The sequence below is a fragment of the Thermococcus gorgonarius genome, from assembly GCF_002214385.1.
GTDB lineage: Archaea > Methanobacteriota_B > Thermococci > Thermococcales > Thermococcaceae > Thermococcus > Thermococcus gorgonarius.
On sequence record NZ_CP014855.1, the window covers coordinates 695821 to 716977 of the forward strand.

The 21157-nt window shown below is 52.2% G+C and carries 22 protein-coding genes and 1 tRNA gene; 11 read left to right on the forward strand and 12 right to left on the reverse strand.

Annotation, left to right across the window (positions count from 1 at the left end):
• Positions 1–4 precede the first annotated feature (4 nt).
• Positions 5–208: a DUF362 domain-containing protein gene (locus tag A3K92_RS03960; RefSeq protein ID WP_088885025.1), complete on the reverse strand. Its 204-nt coding sequence runs from the start codon at positions 206–208 to the stop codon at positions 5–7.
• A complete protein-coding gene (gene surR / locus A3K92_RS03965) occupies positions 192–899 on the reverse strand; it encodes a sulfur metabolism transcriptional regulator SurR (protein WP_088885026.1) in 708 nt (235 codons plus the stop codon). Before surR ends, A3K92_RS03960 begins: the two co-directional genes overlap by 17 nt.
• Before the next feature lie 130 nt (positions 900–1029).
• Between surR and pdo the strand changes: the two genes are divergently transcribed.
• The gene (pdo, locus tag A3K92_RS03970; RefSeq protein WP_088885027.1) at positions 1030–1710 is read left to right on the forward strand and encodes a protein disulfide oxidoreductase; all 681 of its coding nucleotides are present in this window, start codon (positions 1030–1032) and stop codon (positions 1708–1710) included.
• Positions 1711–1775: 65 nt separating this feature from the next.
• A complete protein-coding gene (locus A3K92_RS03975; protein WP_088885028.1) occupies positions 1776–2702 on the forward strand; it encodes a hypothetical protein in 927 nt (308 codons plus the stop codon).
• Positions 2703–2727: 25 nt separating this feature from the next.
• Here the strand turns inward: A3K92_RS03975 and A3K92_RS03980 are convergent, their stop codons facing one another.
• Together A3K92_RS03980 and A3K92_RS03985 are read right to left on the reverse strand one after the other, a co-directional pair.
• On the reverse strand, positions 2728–3747 hold the full coding sequence (locus tag A3K92_RS03980; protein WP_088885029.1) for a M42 family metallopeptidase: 1020 nt from the start codon (positions 3745–3747) through the stop codon (positions 2728–2730).
• 45 nt (positions 3748–3792) lie between these two features.
• Positions 3793–4671: an AEC family transporter gene (locus A3K92_RS03985; RefSeq protein WP_088885030.1), complete on the reverse strand. Its 879-nt coding sequence runs from the start codon at positions 4669–4671 to the stop codon at positions 3793–3795.
• Between the two features lie 192 nt (positions 4672–4863).
• Here A3K92_RS03985 and A3K92_RS03990 point away from each other — a divergent pair, with 192 nt between their 5' ends.
• From A3K92_RS03990 to A3K92_RS04005, 4 genes are all read left to right on the forward strand, one after another.
• Entirely contained in the window at positions 4864–5274 is a 411-nt protein-coding gene (locus tag A3K92_RS03990; protein WP_088885031.1) for an ArsR/SmtB family transcription factor, read from the forward strand.
• Positions 5271–6602, forward strand: a complete 1332-nt coding sequence (locus A3K92_RS09460; RefSeq protein ID WP_088885032.1) for a hypothetical protein — start codon at positions 5271–5273, stop codon at positions 6600–6602. The genes A3K92_RS03990 and A3K92_RS09460 overlap by 4 nt, the downstream gene beginning before the upstream one ends.
• A gap of 5 nt (positions 6603–6607) precedes the next feature.
• Entirely contained in the window at positions 6608–7261 is a 654-nt protein-coding gene (locus tag A3K92_RS04000) for a DUF4097 family beta strand repeat-containing protein (RefSeq protein WP_088885033.1), read from the forward strand.
• 79 nt (positions 7262–7340) lie between these two features.
• Entirely contained in the window at positions 7341–8603 is a 1263-nt protein-coding gene (locus A3K92_RS04005) for an MFS transporter (RefSeq protein ID WP_088885034.1), read from the forward strand.
• Positions 8604–8628: 25 nt separating this feature from the next.
• Here the strand turns inward: A3K92_RS04005 and A3K92_RS04010 are convergent, their stop codons facing one another.
• On the reverse strand, positions 8629–9144 hold the full coding sequence (locus A3K92_RS04010; protein WP_088885035.1) for a cob(I)yrinic acid a,c-diamide adenosyltransferase: 516 nt from the start codon (positions 9142–9144) through the stop codon (positions 8629–8631).
• A 306-nt stretch (positions 9145–9450) separates the two neighbouring features.
• On the opposite strand from A3K92_RS04010, the gene A3K92_RS04015 reads away from it, so the two are divergent.
• Together A3K92_RS04015 and A3K92_RS04020 are read left to right on the forward strand one after the other, a co-directional pair.
• A complete protein-coding gene (locus A3K92_RS04015) occupies positions 9451–10131 on the forward strand; it encodes an aspartate/glutamate racemase family protein (RefSeq protein ID WP_088885036.1) in 681 nt (226 codons plus the stop codon).
• A gap of 40 nt (positions 10132–10171) precedes the next feature.
• Positions 10172–10462, forward strand: coding sequence for a MazG nucleotide pyrophosphohydrolase domain-containing protein (locus tag A3K92_RS04020; protein ID WP_088885037.1), 291 nt, complete (start codon positions 10172–10174; stop codon positions 10460–10462).
• Positions 10463–10469: 7 nt separating this feature from the next.
• Here the strand turns inward: A3K92_RS04020 and A3K92_RS04025 are convergent, their stop codons facing one another.
• Positions 10470–11564 (reverse strand): glycosyltransferase, encoded by a 1095-nt coding sequence (locus A3K92_RS04025; protein WP_198361967.1) that lies wholly within the window; start codon positions 11562–11564, stop codon positions 10470–10472.
• A 74-nt stretch (positions 11565–11638) separates the two neighbouring features.
• Here A3K92_RS04025 and A3K92_RS04030 point away from each other — a divergent pair.
• A tRNA-Pro gene (locus tag A3K92_RS04030) sits at positions 11639–11716 on the forward strand.
• Between the two features lie 16 nt (positions 11717–11732).
• A complete protein-coding gene (gene truA, locus A3K92_RS04035; protein WP_088885038.1) occupies positions 11733–12542 on the forward strand; it encodes a tRNA pseudouridine(38-40) synthase TruA in 810 nt (269 codons plus the stop codon).
• Here truA and A3K92_RS04040 read toward each other — a convergent pair.
• Positions 12491–13894 (reverse strand): DEAD/DEAH box helicase, encoded by a 1404-nt coding sequence (locus tag A3K92_RS04040; protein ID WP_088885039.1) that lies wholly within the window; start codon positions 13892–13894, stop codon positions 12491–12493. The genes truA and A3K92_RS04040 overlap by 52 nt on opposite strands.
• A gap of 67 nt (positions 13895–13961) precedes the next feature.
• Here A3K92_RS04040 and A3K92_RS04045 point away from each other — a divergent pair, with 67 nt between their 5' ends.
• Positions 13962–15230 (forward strand): UbiD family decarboxylase, encoded by a 1269-nt coding sequence (locus tag A3K92_RS04045; protein WP_088885040.1) that lies wholly within the window; start codon positions 13962–13964, stop codon positions 15228–15230.
• Here A3K92_RS04045 and A3K92_RS04050 read toward each other — a convergent pair.
• The 5 genes from A3K92_RS04050 to A3K92_RS04070 form a co-directional block, all read right to left on the reverse strand.
• A complete protein-coding gene (locus A3K92_RS04050; protein WP_088885041.1) occupies positions 15227–16156 on the reverse strand; it encodes an ABC transporter ATP-binding protein in 930 nt (309 codons plus the stop codon). The two genes, A3K92_RS04045 and A3K92_RS04050, sit on opposite strands and share 4 nt — an antisense overlap.
• Positions 16157–16161: 5 nt before the next feature.
• On the reverse strand, positions 16162–17292 hold the full coding sequence (locus tag A3K92_RS04055) for an ABC transporter permease subunit (RefSeq protein WP_088885042.1): 1131 nt from the start codon (positions 17290–17292) through the stop codon (positions 16162–16164).
• Positions 17293–17651: 359 nt separating this feature from the next.
• Positions 17652–18152 carry a hypothetical protein gene (locus tag A3K92_RS04060; protein ID WP_157722423.1) on the reverse strand — a complete coding sequence of 167 codons (501 nt, stop codon included), beginning with the start codon at positions 18150–18152 and terminating at the stop codon, positions 17652–17654.
• 217 nt (positions 18153–18369) lie between these two features.
• Positions 18370–19554: a S24/S26 family peptidase gene (locus A3K92_RS04065; protein ID WP_088885044.1), complete on the reverse strand. Its 1185-nt coding sequence runs from the start codon at positions 19552–19554 to the stop codon at positions 18370–18372.
• Positions 19555–19559: 5 nt separating this feature from the next.
• Positions 19560–21092 carry a hypothetical protein gene (locus A3K92_RS04070; protein WP_088885045.1) on the reverse strand — a complete coding sequence of 511 codons (1533 nt, stop codon included), beginning with the start codon at positions 21090–21092 and terminating at the stop codon, positions 19560–19562.
• Positions 21093–21157 lie beyond the last annotated feature (65 nt).

Consider the following 21157-nt stretch of genomic DNA (forward strand, 5'->3'; position numbering starts at 1 on the left):
TCGCTCATTCTTTCACCTCCAGGGGCTCAGCGCTGAGCGCTCCAACGGGGCAGGCGTTGATGCATATCCTACAGCTTATGCACTTGTCCTGCAGGAACTCCCAGCCGGTCGAGTGCACCTCTATAGCGAGCGTCGGACAGACTCCTGCACAGCCACCGCAGAGGTAGCAGCGGTCTTCGTTTACAACGACCCTAATCTTCTCCGGCATCGTTTTCACCGCCGATTCTTTGTTTTAGCCTTTCCTCGTCAATCTCGATGGTGTTGTCTTTTATTTTTAACGGAACGAATCTGTCCAGCTCGTTAGCCTTTGTGAGCACTTCCCTTTCTTTGAGGTTGAGTCTATCGCTGAGCTCCTCAATCGTGGCCTTTCCACTGAGGAGGATATAATGGAGAATAGCCAGCTGAGTCATGTCTCCGATTTCTCTGAGGTATGTGTCCTTTATGTCCTTCATGAGCCTGTCCCTTCTGCTTTCTATGGTTTTGAGAGCCTGGAGCACTTTCTCAAGTTCCCGCGTCATGCTTATGAAGAGCTTGATCATTTCCAGAAGATTTCGAGGTTCTTCCATTTGACCGAGGCTGATACTTATTTCCCCAGGAGCTTCATCACTTAAATCAAGCCCACGGTACCAGAAGAGGTTTGGTGTTATCGTGGCAACGTAGGTTTTGGCTATGTTTATGTCATAGTATTTTCTCGCGGGTCCTATGAAGGGGCCTTCCCTCTCGTAGGACTTTAGGATGCCCTCGCGCTCCATTATTTTAAGGTGCTTTGCGACGGCCGTTGAAGAGACGTTAACTTTGCTGCTTAGAAAGCTGAAGTAGCACTCGGTGCAGGTGAGGTGGCTCAGCAAGTCCCTCCTCACCTTGTTCCCCAGTATGTAAAAAATATCTGGCTCAGACATGCCCAACACCACCCAAACCTGTGACGCAAGGTTTATATAGTGGACATTTAACTTTAGGTTGCAAACCTTGGGATTCCAGCCCAAAAAGAATGGTTGAATGGGATTATAAACCTTGTGAGAGGTGATGAGAATGGGACTCATTAGTGATGCCGACAAGAAGGTAATTAAGGATGAATTCTTCTCCAAAATGATGAACCCCGTCAAGCTCATGGTGTTCATAGGCAAGGAGCACTGCCAGTACTGCGACCAGCTCAAGCAGCTCGTCCAGGAACTGAGCGAGCTCACCGATAAGCTGAGCTACGAGGTCATTGATTTTGACACGCCTGAGGGTAAGGAAATCGCCCAGAAGTACAGGATCGACCGCGCCCCTGCCACGAGCATAACTCAGGACGGAAAGGACATGGGCGTCCGCTACTTCGGCCTTCCAGCCGGCCACGAGTTCGGAGCTTTCCTTGAGGACATAGTAGACGTCAGCAACGGCACTACCGACCTGATGCCCGACAGCAAGGAGGCCCTTCACGGGATCGACAGGGACGTCAGGATACTCGTCTTCGTTACTCCAACCTGCCCGTACTGCCCGCTGGCAGTGAGAATGGCCCACAAGTTCGCCATCGAGAACACCCTTGCCGGCAAGGGCAAGATTCTCGGAGATATGGTTGAGGCCATCGAGTACCCAGAGTGGGCCGACCAGTACAGCGTTATGGCGGTTCCAAAGATCGTTATACAGGTCGACGGTGAGGACAAGGTCCAGTTTGAGGGTGCCTACCCAGAGAAGATGTTCCTTGAGAAGCTTTTGGCGGCTCTTGAGTGATTTTTCTCTTTTAACTTCTCAGCAAACGTTAAAAACCAACCCCCCAAACTTCCGTGGGAGGAGTCATGGTCCTGAGCGTTGCAGGGATTAACGTAAAGTTCACTGGCCTTTTAGACGACGGATTTAAGGAGGCTTTTCTCGGAACGTTTGCGAGGCGCTATCTCCCCGATGTATTCCCCTCTGAAGGTGATACGGACATTATTCTGGAGCGCTTTAAAGGAGGAAGCTTTCGGGTTTTCAGTGCAATCTACGACCACAATGGAGTTGATTCTTACAAGATTGAATCCTCAGTTCCATCTGCCTATGGGAACGAGGCTCCGGTGTTCTTTCTTCTCCAGGCGGTTGCCAGAGCGGGCGCAAAGAAGGGCCGCTTTATCATTACCGACTCCGTTAGCGTGGTTCTCCCTTCAGGGAAGGCAGTTCTTTTCGTTGGCTATCCCCATACAGGAAAGAGTACGATCTCTGCCATAGCACTGAGCAGTGATCTGCCTGTTTTGAGCACTGAGAACACTGTACTCGAGGTGAGGCAGGAAAAACTTTTCGTCGTTGGGGGCACCGACATTTTGGTCTACGATCCCAGAGTGGAAGAGATTTATGGGATAGAGGTCCCCTACGATGACGTAACTAGAAGCGGGTACAGAATAGCCGATATTAGAGGGGATTCAAGGCGGAGGACCCTCTTGCGCAGGGGCGTTGAAGTTGAAATGATCGTGGTTCTTCACGCTGCTTTTAACTGCGGTCAGGCCAGCTATGCAGCCATTAGAGGAAGAAAGGTCAGGAAAACACTCTGGTATTTTGCAACCGCCCTTTTGAAGGGCCTCGACTACTATGAACCTCTGCCGCTTCACATGCCTATGAGTGAAGAAATATCGGACAATCTCTGGGGGTTCCTCAAGGCGACATCCGAATCCTATTCCGGAAGGATGTACGAAGCGTTCGGCAATCACCGGGCAATCTTTGAGAGTGTTGTCGAGATGTCTTTTCGGAAATAGTAGCAGATGAGGAAAACACAAAAAATCAAAGCCCAAACTTTTCCTCAATGTAAGCCCTTATCAGCTCCTTCGTAGCCAGAAGGCCTTTAACGTGCGTTCTCTCCATACCGTGGCTGGCATGCACTCCTGGCCCTATGAGGGCAACGCGGAAGTCCCAGCCGGCCCTTAGAGCGGCACTTCCATCGGAGCCATAGTAAGGGAAGACGTCAACAACGTGCGGTATGTCCCTCTTCTCGGCCAGCTCGATTAGTTTGGTCGTCATCTCGTAGTCGTAGGGACCGGTTGAGTCCTTAGCCGCTATGGAAACGGCCGTCTCCTTTCCTGAGACGCCTTCCCCAACGACGCCCATGTCAACGACGAGAAGCTCCTTCGTGCTCGGGGGATAGCCGGCAGAACCACCGTGGCCGACCTCCTCGTAGGGCGAGAAGAAGAACGCCACCGGGAGCTTCTCCAGCTTCTCGGCTCCAAGCTCCAAAAGCAGGTCTATCATAACCGCGACACTCGCCTTGTCGTCGAGGAAGTGGGCCTTGACGAAGCCGTTCACGTATTCGAACTTAGGGTCAAAGGCCACGAAGTCACCCGGCCTTATCCCGAGCTTCTCCGTATCTTCTTTCTTCTCGACTTCCGCATCAAGCCGGATGTACATGTTCTCCTCAGTTCTCTCCTTCTTTCCCGCATCTTTGTTCACGTGGACGCTCGGGTTTTTGAGAAGGAGCGTTCCTCTAAACCTCTTCCCGGAGCGGGTGATTATCGTGCAGTACTCACCCTCAAACGTTGGGAGGAGAAGGCCGCCAATTCTCGTGAAGCTTAAATGCCCGTCCGGGAGAATTCCTTTCACCATCGCTCCCAGCGTGTCAACGTGGCCCGCTATCACGAGCTCAGGCTTTGGATGGTTGCCCGCTATTAAAGCCCCTTTGTTGGTGTAGTATGTCTTAATGCCAGCTTCGTTGAGTTTCTTCTCGATGTGGGCGAGAACCTCCTTCGTGTAGCCCGTTGGTGAGGGTATCTCGAGTATCTCCTTCAGAATCTCGACGACGCGCTCCATGTTATCACCTTTCAAAAATTCTTCGAAGGGCTAAAAAGGCATCGGTCAGAGGAGGGCCTTCAGCGCTATGAAAAGCCCGATGACGAGGAGAGTGAGCACGAACGTGACGCTTATAGCTTCCTCGGCCTTCAGTTTGTATTGGGCTAAAATTGCGTTAGCCGCTATGGCCGGCGGCATGCTGGCCTCCACCAGGACGGAGTAGAAAACATCCCTGCTCGCCCAGCGAAGGGTCAAGAAGACGAAAGCGAAAGGAATCACAATCCTGAAGGTTCCAACTTCGAGGAGCTTTCTCCACTCGAATCTGTTGAGGCTTATCCGCGAGCCGAAGTATATTAAGAGGAGCGGGATGCTCCACCATCCTATTGTTTTAATCGGCCCAATGAACCAGCCCGGTAGTTTGATTCCCGCGATAACGAGGCCAAGCGCGAGGAGGTTCGCCAGCGTCGGCGGGAACTTTAAAGCCTTGAGAAAGCTTTCCTTAACACTCGCGCCGCCGCTCGAGTAGTGGGCCGCTATAAAGGTCACGATTGGGATTACAATCATTGAATTGGTCGTCGAGTAGAGAATCGCAGGAGTTATGTCATTCAAGAAGAGGCTCGCTATGGGAAAGCCCAGCGCCGCAGTGTTCGGGTAAACCGAGAGGACCATCAAAGCCCCGGCCCAGGGGTCGTTTTTGAGAACGAACCTCCCGTAGAGATAGGAGAAGCCCAGGCTTATGGCGATTATGATGAAGACGTAGAGGAAAACGGTCTTTATGCTGAGCAGGTAGGCTAAATCCTTGCTCGCCACGTTGCCGAAGACGAAGAAAGCCAAGAGTACGTCGTTAGTGATACGGCGTAGCCAGTCAAAGGGCCTTTCGTCCTTTAGGGCGAGTTTTAGAATGTAGCCGAGTGCTATAAGCGCGAGCATCTCGACGATGTTCATGGTTTAACCAACGGTCTCAGCGTTTAAAAGGGTGTCGAGTGTCCTCCCGTGGAATGATTCCCTAGTGCGATTTCTACGCTCTTGAAGGTTTTTACTGCGAGTCCCTGATCCCAAACCGATAAACTTATATATACCTACAGGCCGAGTTTAGTACAGAAAAGTGTACTACAAAAATCTGTACCCGGTGGTAGCATGGAGGATCTCAAAGTTCAGCTTGAAGAGCTGAAAAAGAGGCTGGAGGTGCTTGAGGAGAACATAGACCCCGTGGACGAGGTCATGCTCTCCATAAAGGCCCGCCTGCGGAGGAAGCTCGAGGGCGGAAAGCTACCAGAACTCAACGAGGAGAAGGCGGCGAAGACCCTCAAAGCCCTTGCAAACCCGGACAGGATAAGGATACTCAAGATGCTCTCCAAGGGGCCGATGGGCTTCAAGGAGATAAAGGAAGCACTCGGCGTTGAGAGTCCAACGATTTCCCACCACCTAAAGCTCCTCACGAAAACGAGGATGGTGAAAAAGGGGGAAAAATACGAGATCTCGCCCAACGGACGTTTGTTTTTGCGTTTGCTCGAGATAATCACTGCCCTTGAGGAGGTGGAAGAATGAGTAACTGGTGGATTTATGGTTATCACGAAGAGGGTCTGAGGTTCAGGGTGGCGGATTTCCTAAAAAAGGTAACAGCCCTCTTGATACTCGTCTGGATATTCAGGGGGCCGCTCAGGCTTGATGCCTATCTGGAGTACATAGTCTGGGCCATAATAGTCCTCATCTTCGCTTATGAACTTCTGAGCGTCGGAAAGTGGCTCGGAGTTACCGTGTCAGGGGTCATCTTCGCCTTAGCCAGGGCATTCTTCTGGGTCTCGGTCCTGCTCTTTGTCGGGAGCAGGTGGATAGGTTTGCCAGAGAGCCTGAGCGGTGAAAGAGCTTTCCTCACGGCCGGAACCGCCTTCGCCTACTTCGTCGTACTCTCAATAGCGGGCTTTCTCGTGGGAAGCACTCCATTCAGGAGGTTCAGCTCGAAGAGGTGGTTCACCGTCGAGAGGAAGGCCTACTCCTTCAGCGGAGCGGACTTTGGAGATGTCAGGCTGAGCGGGAGCGGGAAGGCCTACCCGGTCAAGGTTGGAAGGAAGACCGTCGGCTGGGTGATTGACGGCGAGGTTGAGGTCGAGGCAGAGACACCGCTCGGCAGGGTGAGAAAGCTCCTCGCTCCACCGGTTGTGGTCTGGACCTCAAGAAAGCTCGGCGGTGCGAAGGAGAAGGCTGATCCCGCCTTCGTCGAGAGAGTTCAGGCCATGATCAACCCTGACAGGCTCTACAGGAACAAGGAGCGCGCAAAGGTCGTGGACCTGGGCGTCGTCAAAGTCTACGAGGGAGACGGCTTCCAGTACGTCAAGCTGCCCTTCGTCGAGGTCGTTGAGACGCCCCACGGCGAGAGGGTGAAGGTCGGTCCGATCCACGTCCACGATGGCAAACCTGTGAACCCTCCCGAGGACATGGTAACGATCAGAGAGCTTGGAAACGGCTTCCAGCTCACAAAGGCCGGCGACAGGCTGGCCATAGAGACCGAAGAATACAGCATCGAGGTGGCGGGTGATTCTGTAACATACAGAAGCGGGGAAGAAGTGCTGAGGCTTTCAAGGGACTACGTCTCCCTAAAATCCGGTGGGCTCTCGATAACCGTCGGCAAAAGGCGCGCAAAGCTCAGGATAGACGACACCGTAATCACGGCCTCCGATGGAAAGGTCAGGATAAGGGTTGGCGGCAAGAGCTACACGATAGAGAGCCAGGAGGCCTGCCAGCTGGTCATAAGGAAAGCCAAGGAGATAGTTGAGGAGCAGAGCGCCGAGCTGATCGAGGGCTTCGGCGTGAACAGGGCTGCTCTCAACTCGCGCGTCAAGGAGCTGATAGACGAGCTGATGGCATATCTCGGGTGATGAAGATGATCTTTGAAAACGTGAAGGAAGTCGAGATAAAGGCCGTGAACGGAAGGCTGAACATCGAGGGCTGGGAGCAAAGCCACGTGGAAGTTGACTACATCAAGCATGGCGAGGTGGACGTCGAGATCAAGAAGAGGGGGGATAAGCTCATAATAAAGGAGGAGCCGAAGAAGAGGTTCCTCAACCTGTTCGGAGAGAGCGGATGGGCCGAGATAAACCTGAAGGTGCCCAAAGCTGCCGTTGTAAACGCCAAGAACGTGAACGGCGAGCTTATAGCTAAAGGCGTGCGCTTTGGGGAAGTTACAACGGTTAACGGACGGATCAGCCTTGAGGACTGCGAGGCCGAAAAGCTCTCCACAGTAAACGGCAGGATAAGGGCTCACCTGAAGGTTGCAGGCCCTCTCAAAGCCTCAACCGTCAACGGAAAGGTTGAGATAACGCTGGACGACCTTGAGGGCGACGTCGAGGTCAGCACCGTCAACGGGGGAATAACACTCCGCCTCACCGACTTCTGCGACGCGAGGATAACGACAAAGGCTGTAAACGGTGGGGTTCACTTCGTTGGAATCGACCCAGAGAACCCCGTTATTGGAACCGGCGACTACGAAGTCAAGGTCAGTACGGTGAACGGGAGCGTGAGGGTGGAGTTGGTCTAAGGCTCCCACTCTTGTTTAATTAATCAAAAATTTAATTACCGAATTAAGTGGGCCTTGAAAACATGAACGAGGGGATGATATGAGGTTCAACAGGGACTTCTGGCTCTTCGCGGTGGGCCGCTTTATCAGTCAGCTCGGCTGGGCGGTGCAGGATGTCGCTTTGCCCCTCTACGTGCTCGACCAGACCAAGAGCGGCTCCATGATGAGCCTTTTCATCATAGCGGAGATACTTCCCAGGGCGCTGCTTTCGCCGATAGCCGGTGTGGTCGGGGACAGGTACAACAGAAAGAACCTGATGGTGTGGCTGGACATAGCCAGGGGAGTTCTCCTCTTCGCGGTCATTGGCCTTAACCTGCTCGGGATAAGGGAGCTCCTCGTCGTCCAGGTCGCTATGAGCATCATGGGAACGTTCTTTGGCGCGGCTACCGGAGCAATGTACCCGGACCTCGTGGGCGAGGAAGAGCTCGCCTCCGCGAACTCGCTCCTCCAGAGCTTTGGTGTGATAGCAAGGATAGTGGGCCCGGCCCTCGGCGGCATCATCTACGCCTTCGGCGGGATAAGGCTCGCGATCCTCATAAACGCGGCCAGCTTCTTCGGCTCGGGCCTGTTCGAGGCTTTCATCCACTACGAGTGGACTTCTAGGAAAATAGAATCCCTCGGGGAGGTCGTCGACGACCTGAGGGAGGGCATCGCCTTCCTCCGCTCGAGCAGATACCTGACCGTCATACTCAGCTATGCCCTCTTCATAAACTTCCTCCTCAACCCCGTCTTTGCCGTGGCTCTCCCCTACGTCTACAGGGTGGAGCTGGCCTTTTCGAGCCAGTGGTTCGGCTTCCTCCAGACGGCTTTCATGGTGGGGATGCTCCTGGGAAACGTCGCGATAATGGCGAAGCTCGGCAGTAGGGCGGAGGGCATGCTCTTCCGCGCGCTCTTTGTTCAGCTGGGCCTCGTCCTTGTGTTGGCCATCCTCATATCGCCCCTCCTCAGCATGAGTGCCCTCACACTCTTCGCCATCTTCATGGGCCTAAACGCCGTTGACGGCTTCTTCAACGCCCTGGTGAACGTCCCGATAGTTACGAAGCTCCAGAAGGCGATACCCAGCGAGCTGAGGGGGAGGATTTTCTCCGTCTTCGACCTCATAGTGGGCATGACAATCCCCGCAGGTATGGCGCTCGTCGGCTTTGCCCTTGACTACGTCCCGGCATGGGCCCTGTTTGCCGTTTCGGGATTCCTGGGGATTGCTGTTACCGCCTACTACTACCTTCGCTACGGCAGTCTCCTTGAGGGGCACTTGGAGGTTGGGGTAACCAAGTCGGAGTCGGAAGTTCCGGAGATCGCCTGAAGCGAAGTCTAAGGAAAAATAGGGGTTACCTGACCTCCCTTAGCTTCCCTTCCCTTTTCTCTATCGCCCTCGCCATTATGAAGAGCAGGTCGCTGAGCCTGTTGAGGTAGATGAGGGCGTTGTTTCCGAAGCCGTAGTCGAGGACGAGCTTTGCAACCTTTCTTTCGGCCCTCCTCGCTACCGCCCTGCAGACGTCCAGTTTGGCGCTCGCTATCGTTGAACCCGGCAGAACGAAGGCCCTGAGCTGAACCTCCTCTTCGTACTTGTGGATAAGCTCTTCGAGCCATTTCACCTCCTCTTCTCCGACCTTCGCGTACTTCCCCTTGCTCGCCAGCTCGGCCATGAGGTCGTAGAGCTGAACCTGTATCTTTTCCAAAATTTCCCTCATCTCCTCGGGAACGTAGTGCTTCGCCTCGCCGAGAAAGCTGTCGAGCTCGTCTATCGTCCCGTTGGCTTCCATTATCGGCGAGTACTTCGCAACGCGGTCGCCGGTGAAGAGGCCGGTCAAACCTTTGTCTCCGGTTTTCGTGGTAATGGACATTTTGACCACCTACACTCTTTGGAAAAAACTGTTTTTAGGGTTTGCGGGGTTTATATGTCCCTGTCCTTTTCTGAAGGTTTCCTTTAGATTTGGCTGTTTATTTGAGTTCTATTGATTGCCCTTTCTATAGTTGTTTACTCCCTTTCGAAAGCCCTTTTTGTAGCAACGTAAAATCCAACCGCAAACAATTGATTCTCCTCAGCGACATTGATCTTTAAACCCACGCTGACACTGAAATAACGAAATAAACTTCTCCCTTATCCAAAAACTTCATAATAGAGGTAACCTATTCTGGATGGTGATCTCATGAAGAGGATAGGCATCATCGGCGGAACTACTCCAGAATCAACCTGCTACTACTACCAGAACTACATTAAGATAAGCCGCGAGAAGTTCGGCCCCTTCACTTTCCCGGAGTTGATAATCTACTCGATAAACTTCGAGGAGTTCAAGAACAACCCCCGCGGCTGGGAGGGCAGAAAGGAGATACTCATAAACGCGGCCAGGGCCCTCGAGAGGGCCGGAGCGGAGATAATAGCCATGTCCGCAAACACGCCGCACATAGTCTTCCCAGAGGTTCAGAAGGCAGTGAACGTGCCGATGGTGAGCATAATTGACGCGCTCATCGAGGAAATGAAGCGCAGGGGCGTTAAGAAAGTCCTCCTCCTCGGGACCAAGACGACCATGACGGCTGACTTTTACAAGAACGCTCTTAGGGAGGCTGGCTTTGAAGTTGTAACGCCGAGCGAAGAGGAAATAGACGAGATCGACAGGATAATCTTCAGCGAACTCGCCTTTGAGAACCTGAAGAGCAAGCCATACCTTGTGGAACTCGTCGAGAAGTACGCGAGAGAAAAGGGCATTGAAGGAGTGATTCTCGGCTGCACGGAGCTCCCGCTGGCGATAAAGCCCGGCGATGTATCCGTTGAGGTCTTCGACACCGCCGCCATCCACATGAGGAAGCTCGTTGAGCTTGCCTCCGAGTGATTTTTAAGCCCTTTTCTTTCCCTTCCAGGGGGTGATAGGAATGGAGATCAGGGAGTTCCAGGAAATGATTAGGGACATTTACTTCCACAAGGACTCCAAGCGGGGCGTTGAGAGAACCTTCCTCTGGTTCGTTGAAGAAGTTGGAGAGCTGAGCGAGGCGATAAGGAAGCACGACCGTGAAGCTATGGAGGAGGAGTTCGCCGACGTTTTGGCGTGGCTTACCAGCCTGGCGAACCTGCTCGGAATAGACCTTGAGGAGGCCGCTAAAAAGAAATACCCGGGAGTCTGTCCCTACTGCGGGAAGAACCCATGTGAATGTGAAGAAAAATAAACTGGGATTATCCCCACGTCACGTTCCTGTTGAAGAGGAAGCGGACTATGAAAGAGGCCGCTATGCCAATAAGATTTGCCACGAGATAGTTCATTCCGAGGTAAACCAGCGGGGCATAGATCAGCCACTGTACGATAGCACCCATGAGGGCTGCAACGTGAAAGCTTATCAGCCTTTTCCATAGGGGGTACCTTCTCAGATCCCTGAAAGTCCAGAGGTCGTTCCAGATGAAGTTGTTGAGGATGGCAAGCTCCGTGGCAGGAATATTGGCAATGTACTTGTCCATCCCCAGCTCGGATACAAAGAACCAGAGAAAGCCCTCGTTCACGACAATGCCCGAGGTTCCCACGATGCTGAACTTTACAAGCCTGTCTATTTCGCCTTCCCACTTCATGAGCCTGTAAACGTGCTTGAGATAGTTTATCATGGTTTTTCCGCCCAGCTTGCTCTCGCCGGCCTTTCTCAGCCCGAACCTGAAGGGAACTTCGACGACCTTCTTGTATGTGCCTTTTATGAGAATCTCCATCAGGATTTTAAAGCCTATCGGGTTCAGATCGGCCTTTTCAACGACCTCTCTCCGGAGGGCGAAAAACCCGCTTACTGGATCCTTAACGTGCCTTATCTTGGGGAGGGCAACGCGGCCTATCATTATGGCTCCCTTGGAGATGAGCTTTCTGTACCAGTACCAGTTCTCAACTCCTCCTCCCGGTACGTACCTGCTGGCTATCGCTATGTCGGCACCTTTCTCAATCTCCCTCACCAGCTCGGGAATCTTTTCCGGGGGGTGCTGGAGGTCGGCATCCATTACCACGAAAACGTCTCCTTCTGCCTCTTTAAATCCCCTGATAACCGCTGATGATAAACCCTTCTCCTTCGTCCTTCTTATGACTTTAACTGGATAACCCCTTGTTTTGCCGAGCTCTTCAGCGTATTCCCATGTTCTGTCCGGTGAGTCATCATCGACGACTATGATTTCGTAATCGTAGCCCGCTTTCTCCATGGCATTTGAAATACGCTCAAAGAGTTCTTCCAGATTGTCCCTTTCGTTATAGGTTGGAATTATTATTGAAACTTTCAGCTTGTTTGATCCTTCACTGTCCATTCTGAACCCTCCCGCCAACATAGCAGAATCCCCGCAAAGTTTATAAGCTTTACATAGTCCCTAAACCAGGGCGCGGGGCCGTGGGGTAGCTTGGTCCATCCTGCGGGCTTTGGGAGCCCGTGACCCGGGTTCAAATCCCGGCGGCCCCACCAGATTCTGGGTGAGACCATGGAAAAGCTGGCCCTCAGGATAGCCTACGATGGCACCGCTTTTTACGGGTTTCAAAGACAGCCAGGGGTCAGAACTGTCGAGGGCGAAGTTATTCGCGTTCTTCAAAAGCTCGGAATAATCCGTGATTCAATTACCTCTGAGTTCAAAGGTGCTTCAAGAACCGATCGTGGAGTCTCGGCATTTTTCAACGTCGTCTCCTTTGTTCCAGTTTCAGAAAAGGCTCACCTGGCAACTCCCAAGATTCTTAACCATCACTTAAAAGACGTCTGGGTCGTCGGGTTTTCTGAAGTTCCAACTGAATTTCACCCCCGGTTCTGGGCCAAGGAAAAAACTTACAGATACTACCTGATCGATAGGGGCCACGACTTTAGGGAAATGGCCAGATGTGCCAAATCATTCATTGGAACCCATGACTTTTTGGCCTTTGCTCGACTTGAACCGGGACGGGATCCGGTGAGAGAGGTGAGGTCAATTGAAGTGATCCCGAGGCAGGGCTATTACATCGTTGAAGTTTCAGGCAAGTCTTTCCTCTGGGAGATGGTCAGGAGGATCGTCAACGCCATCTCCTACTGCGGCCTTGGGCTCCTTTCAAGAGAAGACGTTGAAAGAATGCTCTCCGGTGAATTTGAGAAAAAAATCCCTCCGGCTCCCCCGGAGAATCTCGTTCTGTGGAGAATTGAGTACGATGGGATAACCTTTGAAACTGACGAAGAAGGTCTGAAAAAGGCCAGGAACGAGATTTTTTCCCGCTATTCCTATGCCCTCGCGCGGGCCGCCCTTTTCGGTGACTGGCTTATTTCTCTGTAAACGCGTTCTAGCTCTTTGTCGTAATATTTCCCGTAGTATTGCTTGAGGGCCTTCTGCCGCTCTATGAAGTGCGTGAAGAGAAGGGGGTCATCGTCTTCTATATCAACTATAACGGCTTTCATGCCCTTCTTTGGCCGCAGCGCCCTCCCTATTGTTTGTATGGTCATGATGTCACTTTTACCGCCGCCGGCGAGTATTATGGCGGATATCTCCGGTATATCAACGCCTTCCTTCAGGAGCGTCGAGACCAGAACCGGAATCTTGCCCTCTTTAAAGGCCTCCAGGATTTCCCACCGGTTTGGGCTCTGCGAACTCAGAAACTCTGCCTTTATGCCCTCTTTTTCCAGCAGTTCCTTGAGTATTTTCCCGTGCTCAAGTCTTTTAACGTCTATTAGAACTCTGTGGCCCTTCTTTACCAGCTCAGCCGCCTTCTTGACTATCGCCTCGTTTCTGGCTGGGTTGTTCATTATCATATCCTCATAGAGCTCCTTGTATCCTTCGCTGAAGGATGGCATCTGGGAATCATACTTTATAACTTCGAAGCGGGGCTTTGCCAGAAACTTTTCATTTATCAAGTCCTCTGCTTTGGCCTGGTATATGATTGGGCCCACCACAGCCTCTATTTTGAGCTCTTCTCCCCGGATTCTTCTCCAGGGAGTTGCCGAAAGACCGAAGCGGTAAACCTGTGGTAGCTTAAGTCCAAGCTCGTAGAACTTTTCTGCGGCAGATGTCCTGTGGCACTCGTCGAATAGGACTACGCCATAATCGTTCTGGAGCTTTTCTGGACCCCTGGAGAGCAGGGTCTGAATCATTGCCACCGTGATCTTTCCCTCTTTCCAGTTGTTGTCTCCTACGATGCCGGCCTCAATTCCGAGGACGTCCTTCACTTTTTCGGCCCACTGGTAAAGGAGTTCTTTGGTGTGAACAACGATAAGAGAGGATAAGTTAAGACGGTGTATTATGGCCAGACCAACTATGGTCTTACCACTTCCCACTGGAAGAGCCAAAACCCCCATCTTTTCTCTAACGGCCTTTCTCACTGCCCTTTCCTGGTATTTCCTTAGGACGTAGTTTTCATTCCAGCTGGCGTTAAGCTCCTCCCCCCTCACCTTTCGCTCGTCCCTGACGCGAACGCGGTAGCCTTTTTCCTTCAGGAAACTCCTCACCCTGGGCAGCAGGCCGACCGGAAAGCTGTTGGTGTAGGGGTCGTAGAGACTCTCGGGCTTTTCCCATTTCCCAAAGTCTCTCTTGTAGGTGAGCAGGCTGTATATCTGGAAGTATACCCTTGGCTCTGCCTTCTGAACGTACACCCTAGTTGAACCGTCTGGAATCTTGAGCGTGACCGTTGACATGTCTATCAAAGTGGGGATTTTGGGAAAGTGATTTATAGACTTTTTGGAAATTCAAGTGGGTGGTAGTATGCTCGAAGAGATAATCAAAATGTTTGAGGACGAGGTTGTCCGGGTGTACGAACCTGTGAGCAAGGAACTCGAGATAACCAAGTACCTCCTTAAGTACAAAACCAGGCCGGTTCTGTTTGAAGACGTAGACGGCTGGAGGGCCGTTGGAAACCTCTGGAGCACCAGGGAGAGGATAGCAAGGTTCCTGAACGTTAGGAAGGAAGATCTCCTGCATTTAATATCAAGGGGCATGGAAAATCCCCGGCCGGTTAAGGTAGTTGAAAGGGCACCTTTCTTCAGTAACTCCACGACAGATTTCTCCCTTAGAGAACTCCCCGTTCCCAAATACTACCCAAAAGATGGTGGCCAGTACTTTACCTCTGCTATGGTAATAGCCAGGGACGACAAAGGCTTCGTGAACGTCTCTTTCCACAGGATGATGGTCCGCGACGATAAAACGGCTGCAATAAGGCTGGTTCCCAGGCACCTCTACTCGATGTGGAAGGACAAAGCCGAACACGGCGAGGATCTGGAAGTCAGGATAGTCGTTGGTAATCCAGTTCATCTCCTCCTGGCCGGGGCCGTGAGCACTGCCTACGGGGTAAACGAGCTTGAAATAGCATCAGCCATGAGTGAAGAGGCCTTTGGAAAGCCCGTTGAAGTCGTTGATCTGGGCGGTATTCCCGTGCCGGTTGAAAGCGAGTTCGTATTCGAGGCAAAGATAACGCCCGAGCTGGTTGATGAGGGGCCTTTTGTGGACATAACCGGAACTTACGACAAAGTAAGGAAACAGCCGATGGTAATGTTTGAGAGAATGTACCATGTTGACAATCCAATATTCCACGCGCTTCTTTCGGGTTCCTACGAGCACTATATGCTCATGGGTCTCCCGAAGGAGCCCCAGATATACGCGAGCGTCAAGCGCGTCGTTCCCAAGGTTCACGGGGTCAGGCTGACAGAGGGCGGCGCCATGTGGCTCCACGCCGTCGTTTCAATAACAAAACAGCACGACGGTGATGGCAAAAACGCAATCCTTGCCGCTTTTGCAGGCCATCCAAGCCTCAAGAGGGTTGTTGTGGTTGATGAGGACGTAGACATATACGACGACCGCGATGTGGAGTGGGCGATAGCGACGAGATTCCAGCCGGATAGAGATCTGGTTATAGTGCCGGACGCCCGCGGCAGTTCCCTTGATCCATCGGCTCAGGACGGTTTGACCGCAAAGTGGGGAATAGACGCTACAAAACCACTAAAAAGAAAGGAAGAGTTCGAGAGGGCTAAGGTTTAACCCTTGTTTTCTTCCACCAGCTTCAGGAAGACCTCTTCTAGGCTTGGAACGCGAACCATCAGCTGGAGTATCTTGGCTCCCTGGCTCCACACTATTTCATTTATCTCCGGCCTTATGTCGCCGGGGGCCTTTATTTTGTACTTCGTCTCGCTGACTTTCTCGATCTCCCAGTCAACGTTGTCAAAGCTTACCGGCTTGTCGGTCTCAAGGAGAATGAGGTAGCCGGCCTTCTTAAGGAAGCTCATCTTTATGTTGTCTATACTATCCTCGACGCGGAGTTTTCCTTTAACAATAACCCCAACGGTGTCGCAGACCTCTTCAACGTGGGCCAGTATGTGGCTGGAGAAGAACACCGTCTTTCCTTCCTTTTTCTGCCTCCGTATTATGTCCTTGAACTCCGCTATACCAGTTGGGTCGAGGCCCGTCATTGGTTCGTCGAGGATGAGAAGGTCTGGGTCGTTTATGAGCGCCTGTGCCAGGAGGAGTCTCTGCCTCATCCCCTTGGAGAACTTTCCGACCTTCTTGTCCCTCACTTCCCAGAGGTTGACGAGCTCCAGCAGCTCTCTGGCGCGCTTCATCCTTTCTTCCTTTGAGAGCCCGAAGGACTCCCCCACTATGTCCAGCGTCTGCATTGGCGTGAGGAATTCCCAGAGGGTGGCGTGCTCGGGCATATATCCTATCCTCTTCTTGACCTCGACGAGTTGTTTCTCGTTGTATTTCCCGTCCCTGAACACCTCTTCCCCGAAGAGCTTTATCCTTCCCTTCTGCGGATAGATAAGGCCGAGGGTGCTGAGTATGGTAGTACTTTTTCCGGCCCCGTTGGGCCCCAGAAAGCCATAAATCTGCCCCTTCTTCACTGTGAGATTGAGACCATCGAGAGCTTTGATGTCACCATACTTCTTCACGAGGTTCTCAATTTCGATCATTTCCATCACCTCAGGTCCATGCGGAGGAAGCGGTAGAAGCCTATGCCAAGGTAAAGGAGGAGGACCGCTATCATGACCCCAAGTCTGTCGAGGTTTTTCTTGATCGAGTAGCCAACTCCCTGGTAGCTCTCAATGGTATAGCAACGTTTCGTGTACTCAACTTTAACGTGCGTCCCGTTTACGAACTCCGATCTACTGCCACCTTCAAAGTCTGCCCCCTGGCAGGGCCCTTCACCGGTAACGTTGGTTACCTCACTCTTGATTGGATGATCATAGTCGGCGACAATGGCTAGCCCCTCCTTTTTCATGGGGTAATAGGTCTCGTTGATTACAATCATGTGGGTCTTTTTGGTTAAGTTGCCCAGGAGGAAGTTGAGCTGAGTTATTGGATCGAAGAGTAAGTATTTCCTCTTGTATTCCCTGACCAGTCTGTCGTACTGCATGTTCATGTATTCATATGGTGATTCCCCGTTTCCGTAGCTGGAAAAGCTTTCTCTCTCCCAGTCAGGACCAAACTTTTCCTTGGTCAGTTCTTCGGCCTTGGAATGGGCAAAGTATTCGACCAGTATTGGACTCATGAGAGATACCAGGAAGAGCAGGGTTATTGCAACGCCTATTGCGGTCGATGTCGACCTAACGAAAAGGGACACTATGTAGCCCAACGCCAGGAACTCCATCATGGCCAGTAGGATGGCTAGATTCAGAAGAACGACGTCCGAAATAAGAGCAGAGGTTATGTCAATCCCCATCAGAGCTATTCCAGCCAAAGTAACTACTATTGCAGCCAGGATGGCTATGAAAAGCGCCACAACGTGTCCCATAAATTTTCCCACTATGTACCCCAGCCTGCTGATCGGTTTGCTCATGGCTATTCTAAGCGTCCCCTCGGTTATCTCAGCGTTGATGGCAGTTGCGCCGAGCATTATGGCCAGTATGGTTATGAAGAACTTCACCAGCGATAGAGTTACTGATATCAACCCCGCTATTATCTCAGACGCTTCAAGTTCCCTCCCATAAGGCTGCACGGTCTTTATTGCATACAGAACTGGTATGTAGAGCAGGAGCATTATAAGCAGAATCGCCCAGAACTTCTTTGTCCTGAGGCTCTTTTTAAACTCCAGTTTGAAACCCCACATCAAATTTGACACCCCCCGCTATTCCATCCCGAACTATCATCTGTAGTATAAAAATCTTTGCCTTCTCAGGTGGCTGTTTGAAATCAGCACCGTGAGTTAAAAGAGACGAAGCGCTTGGCTTCAGAAAACGTGAAGGTTGCAAGAATAAGGCAGAGATCTGAGGATCGTAGGATTGTGCAATGTTGATATGGTGTTCAGGGGATTGATGTTTCCAGTAGAATTGGGTTTGAGGCCGCAGAGAAGCCAGAGAGGACACAGGTCTAATCACTGGGGTCGAGATAAACTATTTGGAATATCTTCACTCCAGAGGGGTCGAATTCCAAAAGGTGCAGAGAGAGCTTGAGGGTGTATAGATGGGTTCAACTTGTTTGATCCGGTGCCTGGTCTGCGGTGTGCAGATTGCTTGCGTTCTCCTTTACGCTTTGAACGTACTTGAGGTAGCGGTCGAGACTTCTAATCGTGAGCAGAGCCGTGATGGCGGTTAGGAGCAGGATTATTGTGGGGACTGCTAAGACCAGGATTCCCCGGTAGAAGTAGATTCTGTGGACCCAGCTGAACGATACCTCTGTACTGTTCAGGCAGAGCCTCCCTGCCTGCGTCTCTATGCAGCTCCCCAAAGGTATTGCCGGGAGTATGTCACCGACCGTAACCCTCACCAAAGCTATTAGGAGGGTGAAGGACAACACCGCCGCTGCCGATGCCAGAACAAGGGTCTCGACGTGTCTGAGGTAGTCGTAGACTGGATTCCCGTGGAATGCACCCTTCACTTCCCTTGGCCTTGCTCTCAGAAACCCGATTGCGGCTCTAATACTGAGGATTACTGAGGCGAGGGAGAGGGCTATGAGGGGTACCGAAACCATCCGTAAGCTCTCCAACGGCCTGAGGATTGCTGGAGCACTGTAGACTTTGAGGCTGCTCCGGACAAGCGAGACGGTGCCGTCAGCTACATACCCCCTGTACACGGCAATCGGGGTGAAGACCGCCGCCACTACGAGTAGTGAGAGTGCGGCAGACACCAGAGATGCAACTATGAAAAGGGCTTTAAGCTTCCTGCTCACCGGGCGTATAGGTTTGAGCTCAGCCGATCCTGACATCCGTTCCCCACCCCCTCCTAGCACCAAGGAAGTCGTAGTACACCCTCAACCTGTAGACACCGGCCTTGGGCGCGAGCTGGGATAGGTCTACCACCTGCACCGTCGCTGGGGGCGCCTCCACAGTTCTGGAGATGATCCCTGTGCCTGGGGAGTAAAGCTCGACCAGGAGGCTGAGGGGCAGAGGGTTACTGTTGTTCACCACGAGCTTCGACCCGTTTACTTCGAAGGAGGGGTCGGCCCACGTGAATGAAGCCACGTGGCTACCGATGAGCTGACCTCTGTCGTACTGCAGAGTGCATTTGACCACGAAGTGCTCTTCGATTCTGGCCGGGAACGACGTGAAGAGCGCGCGGCCATAGGATCTGTTCCAGAGGGTCTCGAAGAGGCCCCGGGGCAACTTAGCCTCGACAGCAATCCTGGAGCTGCTCAAGGATACAACGGACGTTTCAAGGGTGAAGCCTTCGGATACGCAGCTGGCGTTCAGGGGCCGGAATCCAGGTGTCTCGACTACAAATGCGTACACGCCCCTCTCCAGGTCTAGACGCGATTCGGATAGGGCCGCCCGGGGCGTTGCATAAAACGGCCTTGTGTTGTCGATGTACATGGCCCCCGTGGCCAGGAAGTTCACGACGAGGAGCATGGCGAAGACGGCGTACAGGCGTTGATTAGCTTTCATCCCGTTCTTAGAGCTGTTTATATTGTTCACTCTGTTATTGTTATTATTGTTATCCCCATTTCGGTTGCGGAGAGAGAAATAAGCCAGAACACCCAGAGCAACAATAAACACCGGGATCCAGATGCGGGGGCTCACGGCGGCAACGGCTACATATGATACCTTAGAACCATCGAGAGGGGTTGTTGGGACCGGATTGGAGTCGCCTTTCAGAGTTACGAAGTTTTGCACCACGGTCTGGACTCTCCCGAGGATGCAGGCACTTCTCAGAGGATCCCAGCACCACAGAACAACGTCCCCCGCTCCAAAACTCTTGACGTAGGTTGCGACGCCGAGCACTATGCTCCCGGTCTCGGCCCAGGGCTCCATGGAGCCGCTCGAAGCCACGAAGAGCGCCACTGGGAGCCTCAATGTCTTTCCGAGAAAGAGCACCACAATAAGAACCAGCACCGCTAAAGAGATGCGACGCATCTTCGAATTTCCACTCTTACTCATTATTGTTACCCCCTGAATAAAAGCTTGGCCTTTAGGGACCCGTAGGTAGCCCAGCCGCTGAAGCTGTACCTCAGTTCCACATCTACTTCGCAGACATAGCCCGAAGGTACCAATGCGCGCCCGTAGACGTATCCAGCAACTCCGTCGCTTCCAGGGGTCATCACCACAACACTCGTCTCACCGCTGTAGATCTGGCCTTTGGTTATATTTATCGGTGTGGAGTAGTGGTTCGACGCATTGACGAGGTAGAGGTAAAGCCACCAAGGAACCGACGAGCAGTTCGTATTAACCAGCACGAGCCTGGCCTCGAAGCTGTCTCCAGCAAGGGTTGAGTCTACGCGCAGCAGGTTGCCGCTGAAGCCTATGCGGTACACGTCGCCCCCGACAACTTCGTTGAAGGTTTTGCTCCGCACGAGGTTGCCCAGCTCGTCGTAAACCTCGATCGTCGCGTTTGGGAATATGAAGCCGTCCCTGAAGTTCGGGTTCCCTGTATTCAGGTCAACATCCACATAGGGTGGCGGGTAAGCGTCGAGAACCGCCACACCACTGGAGTCGGCCACAGCCCGGGAGACCTCTCCGCCAGTACTGTTCTTCAAAACAACTTCCCAGCCAGCCGGAAGCCCGGTCACATATATCTCCCATGGAGGCGCGTCAACGGTTACGACGAGGTTATCGAAGTAGACGTTGCCTTTCCAATCGCCCTTACTTATCCAGTAGCCTATGCCAACTCTATCTATATAAATTCTATAGGTAGGCGGTATCGTTACCGAGGTTTGGATGCTCCCGTTGAACCAGTGGATGGCCCTCCAAGAAGAGAAATTGACCTCCGAAGCTACGTAAGTCAGGTAGTTTTCCTCGGTGACATAACTTGTCCCGAGAGAGGTGGTATTCAGCTGTGTGGATGCGGAGTACTGTATAATCGAGTTTACGGTTTCACCGTTTCTACCAGATTGTAGGGTGCCTTCCCACCCAATGTTATAATATGTTCTTCGAGTAGTGTTAAAATATACGGAGTCAAATCTGTTGGTCTGGCTTCCCGGACCATTAAGGGTGCCCCTCCACACAAGGAACGCCACATACACGGTTCTCCCTTCTTTAGCGTACTGGGATACGTCTATGTTTGCGTAGGCTATGCATTCAGCCTTAATTCCATTTACTTTGATACTGACCGCTCCAGCGTTGGTGTCATAGCCCCACTTATCACGACATTCTTTCGGCTCCCTGGGAACGATTAGCCTTGTACCTATGGGACTCGTGTCGAAGGTGTCGAAGAATATTGCACTCCTCTTCTCGAGAACCAGGTCTATGGTGGCGTTTGCGTAGACGTCTCCAGCTGTTCCGTAGTTGTAGAGGCTAACGGTTACATTAGGGCTCCCCGGATCAGCGAGTCTGACCACCGGCGGTGAGACAGTTGCTGTTGAATCCATCCACCTGTATGTGAATACCGAGCCCAAGACTACCTGGAGTAACATAGGTAAGACGAGCAGAAGAACAAGCACGGCGTACAATAGCGTTTCCCTTGCCATCGCTTTATTCATTCCACAGACCTCCGCTGAGCTGGCAACAATCAATGCGCTTTTTCATAATAATAAAAATAAAAGAT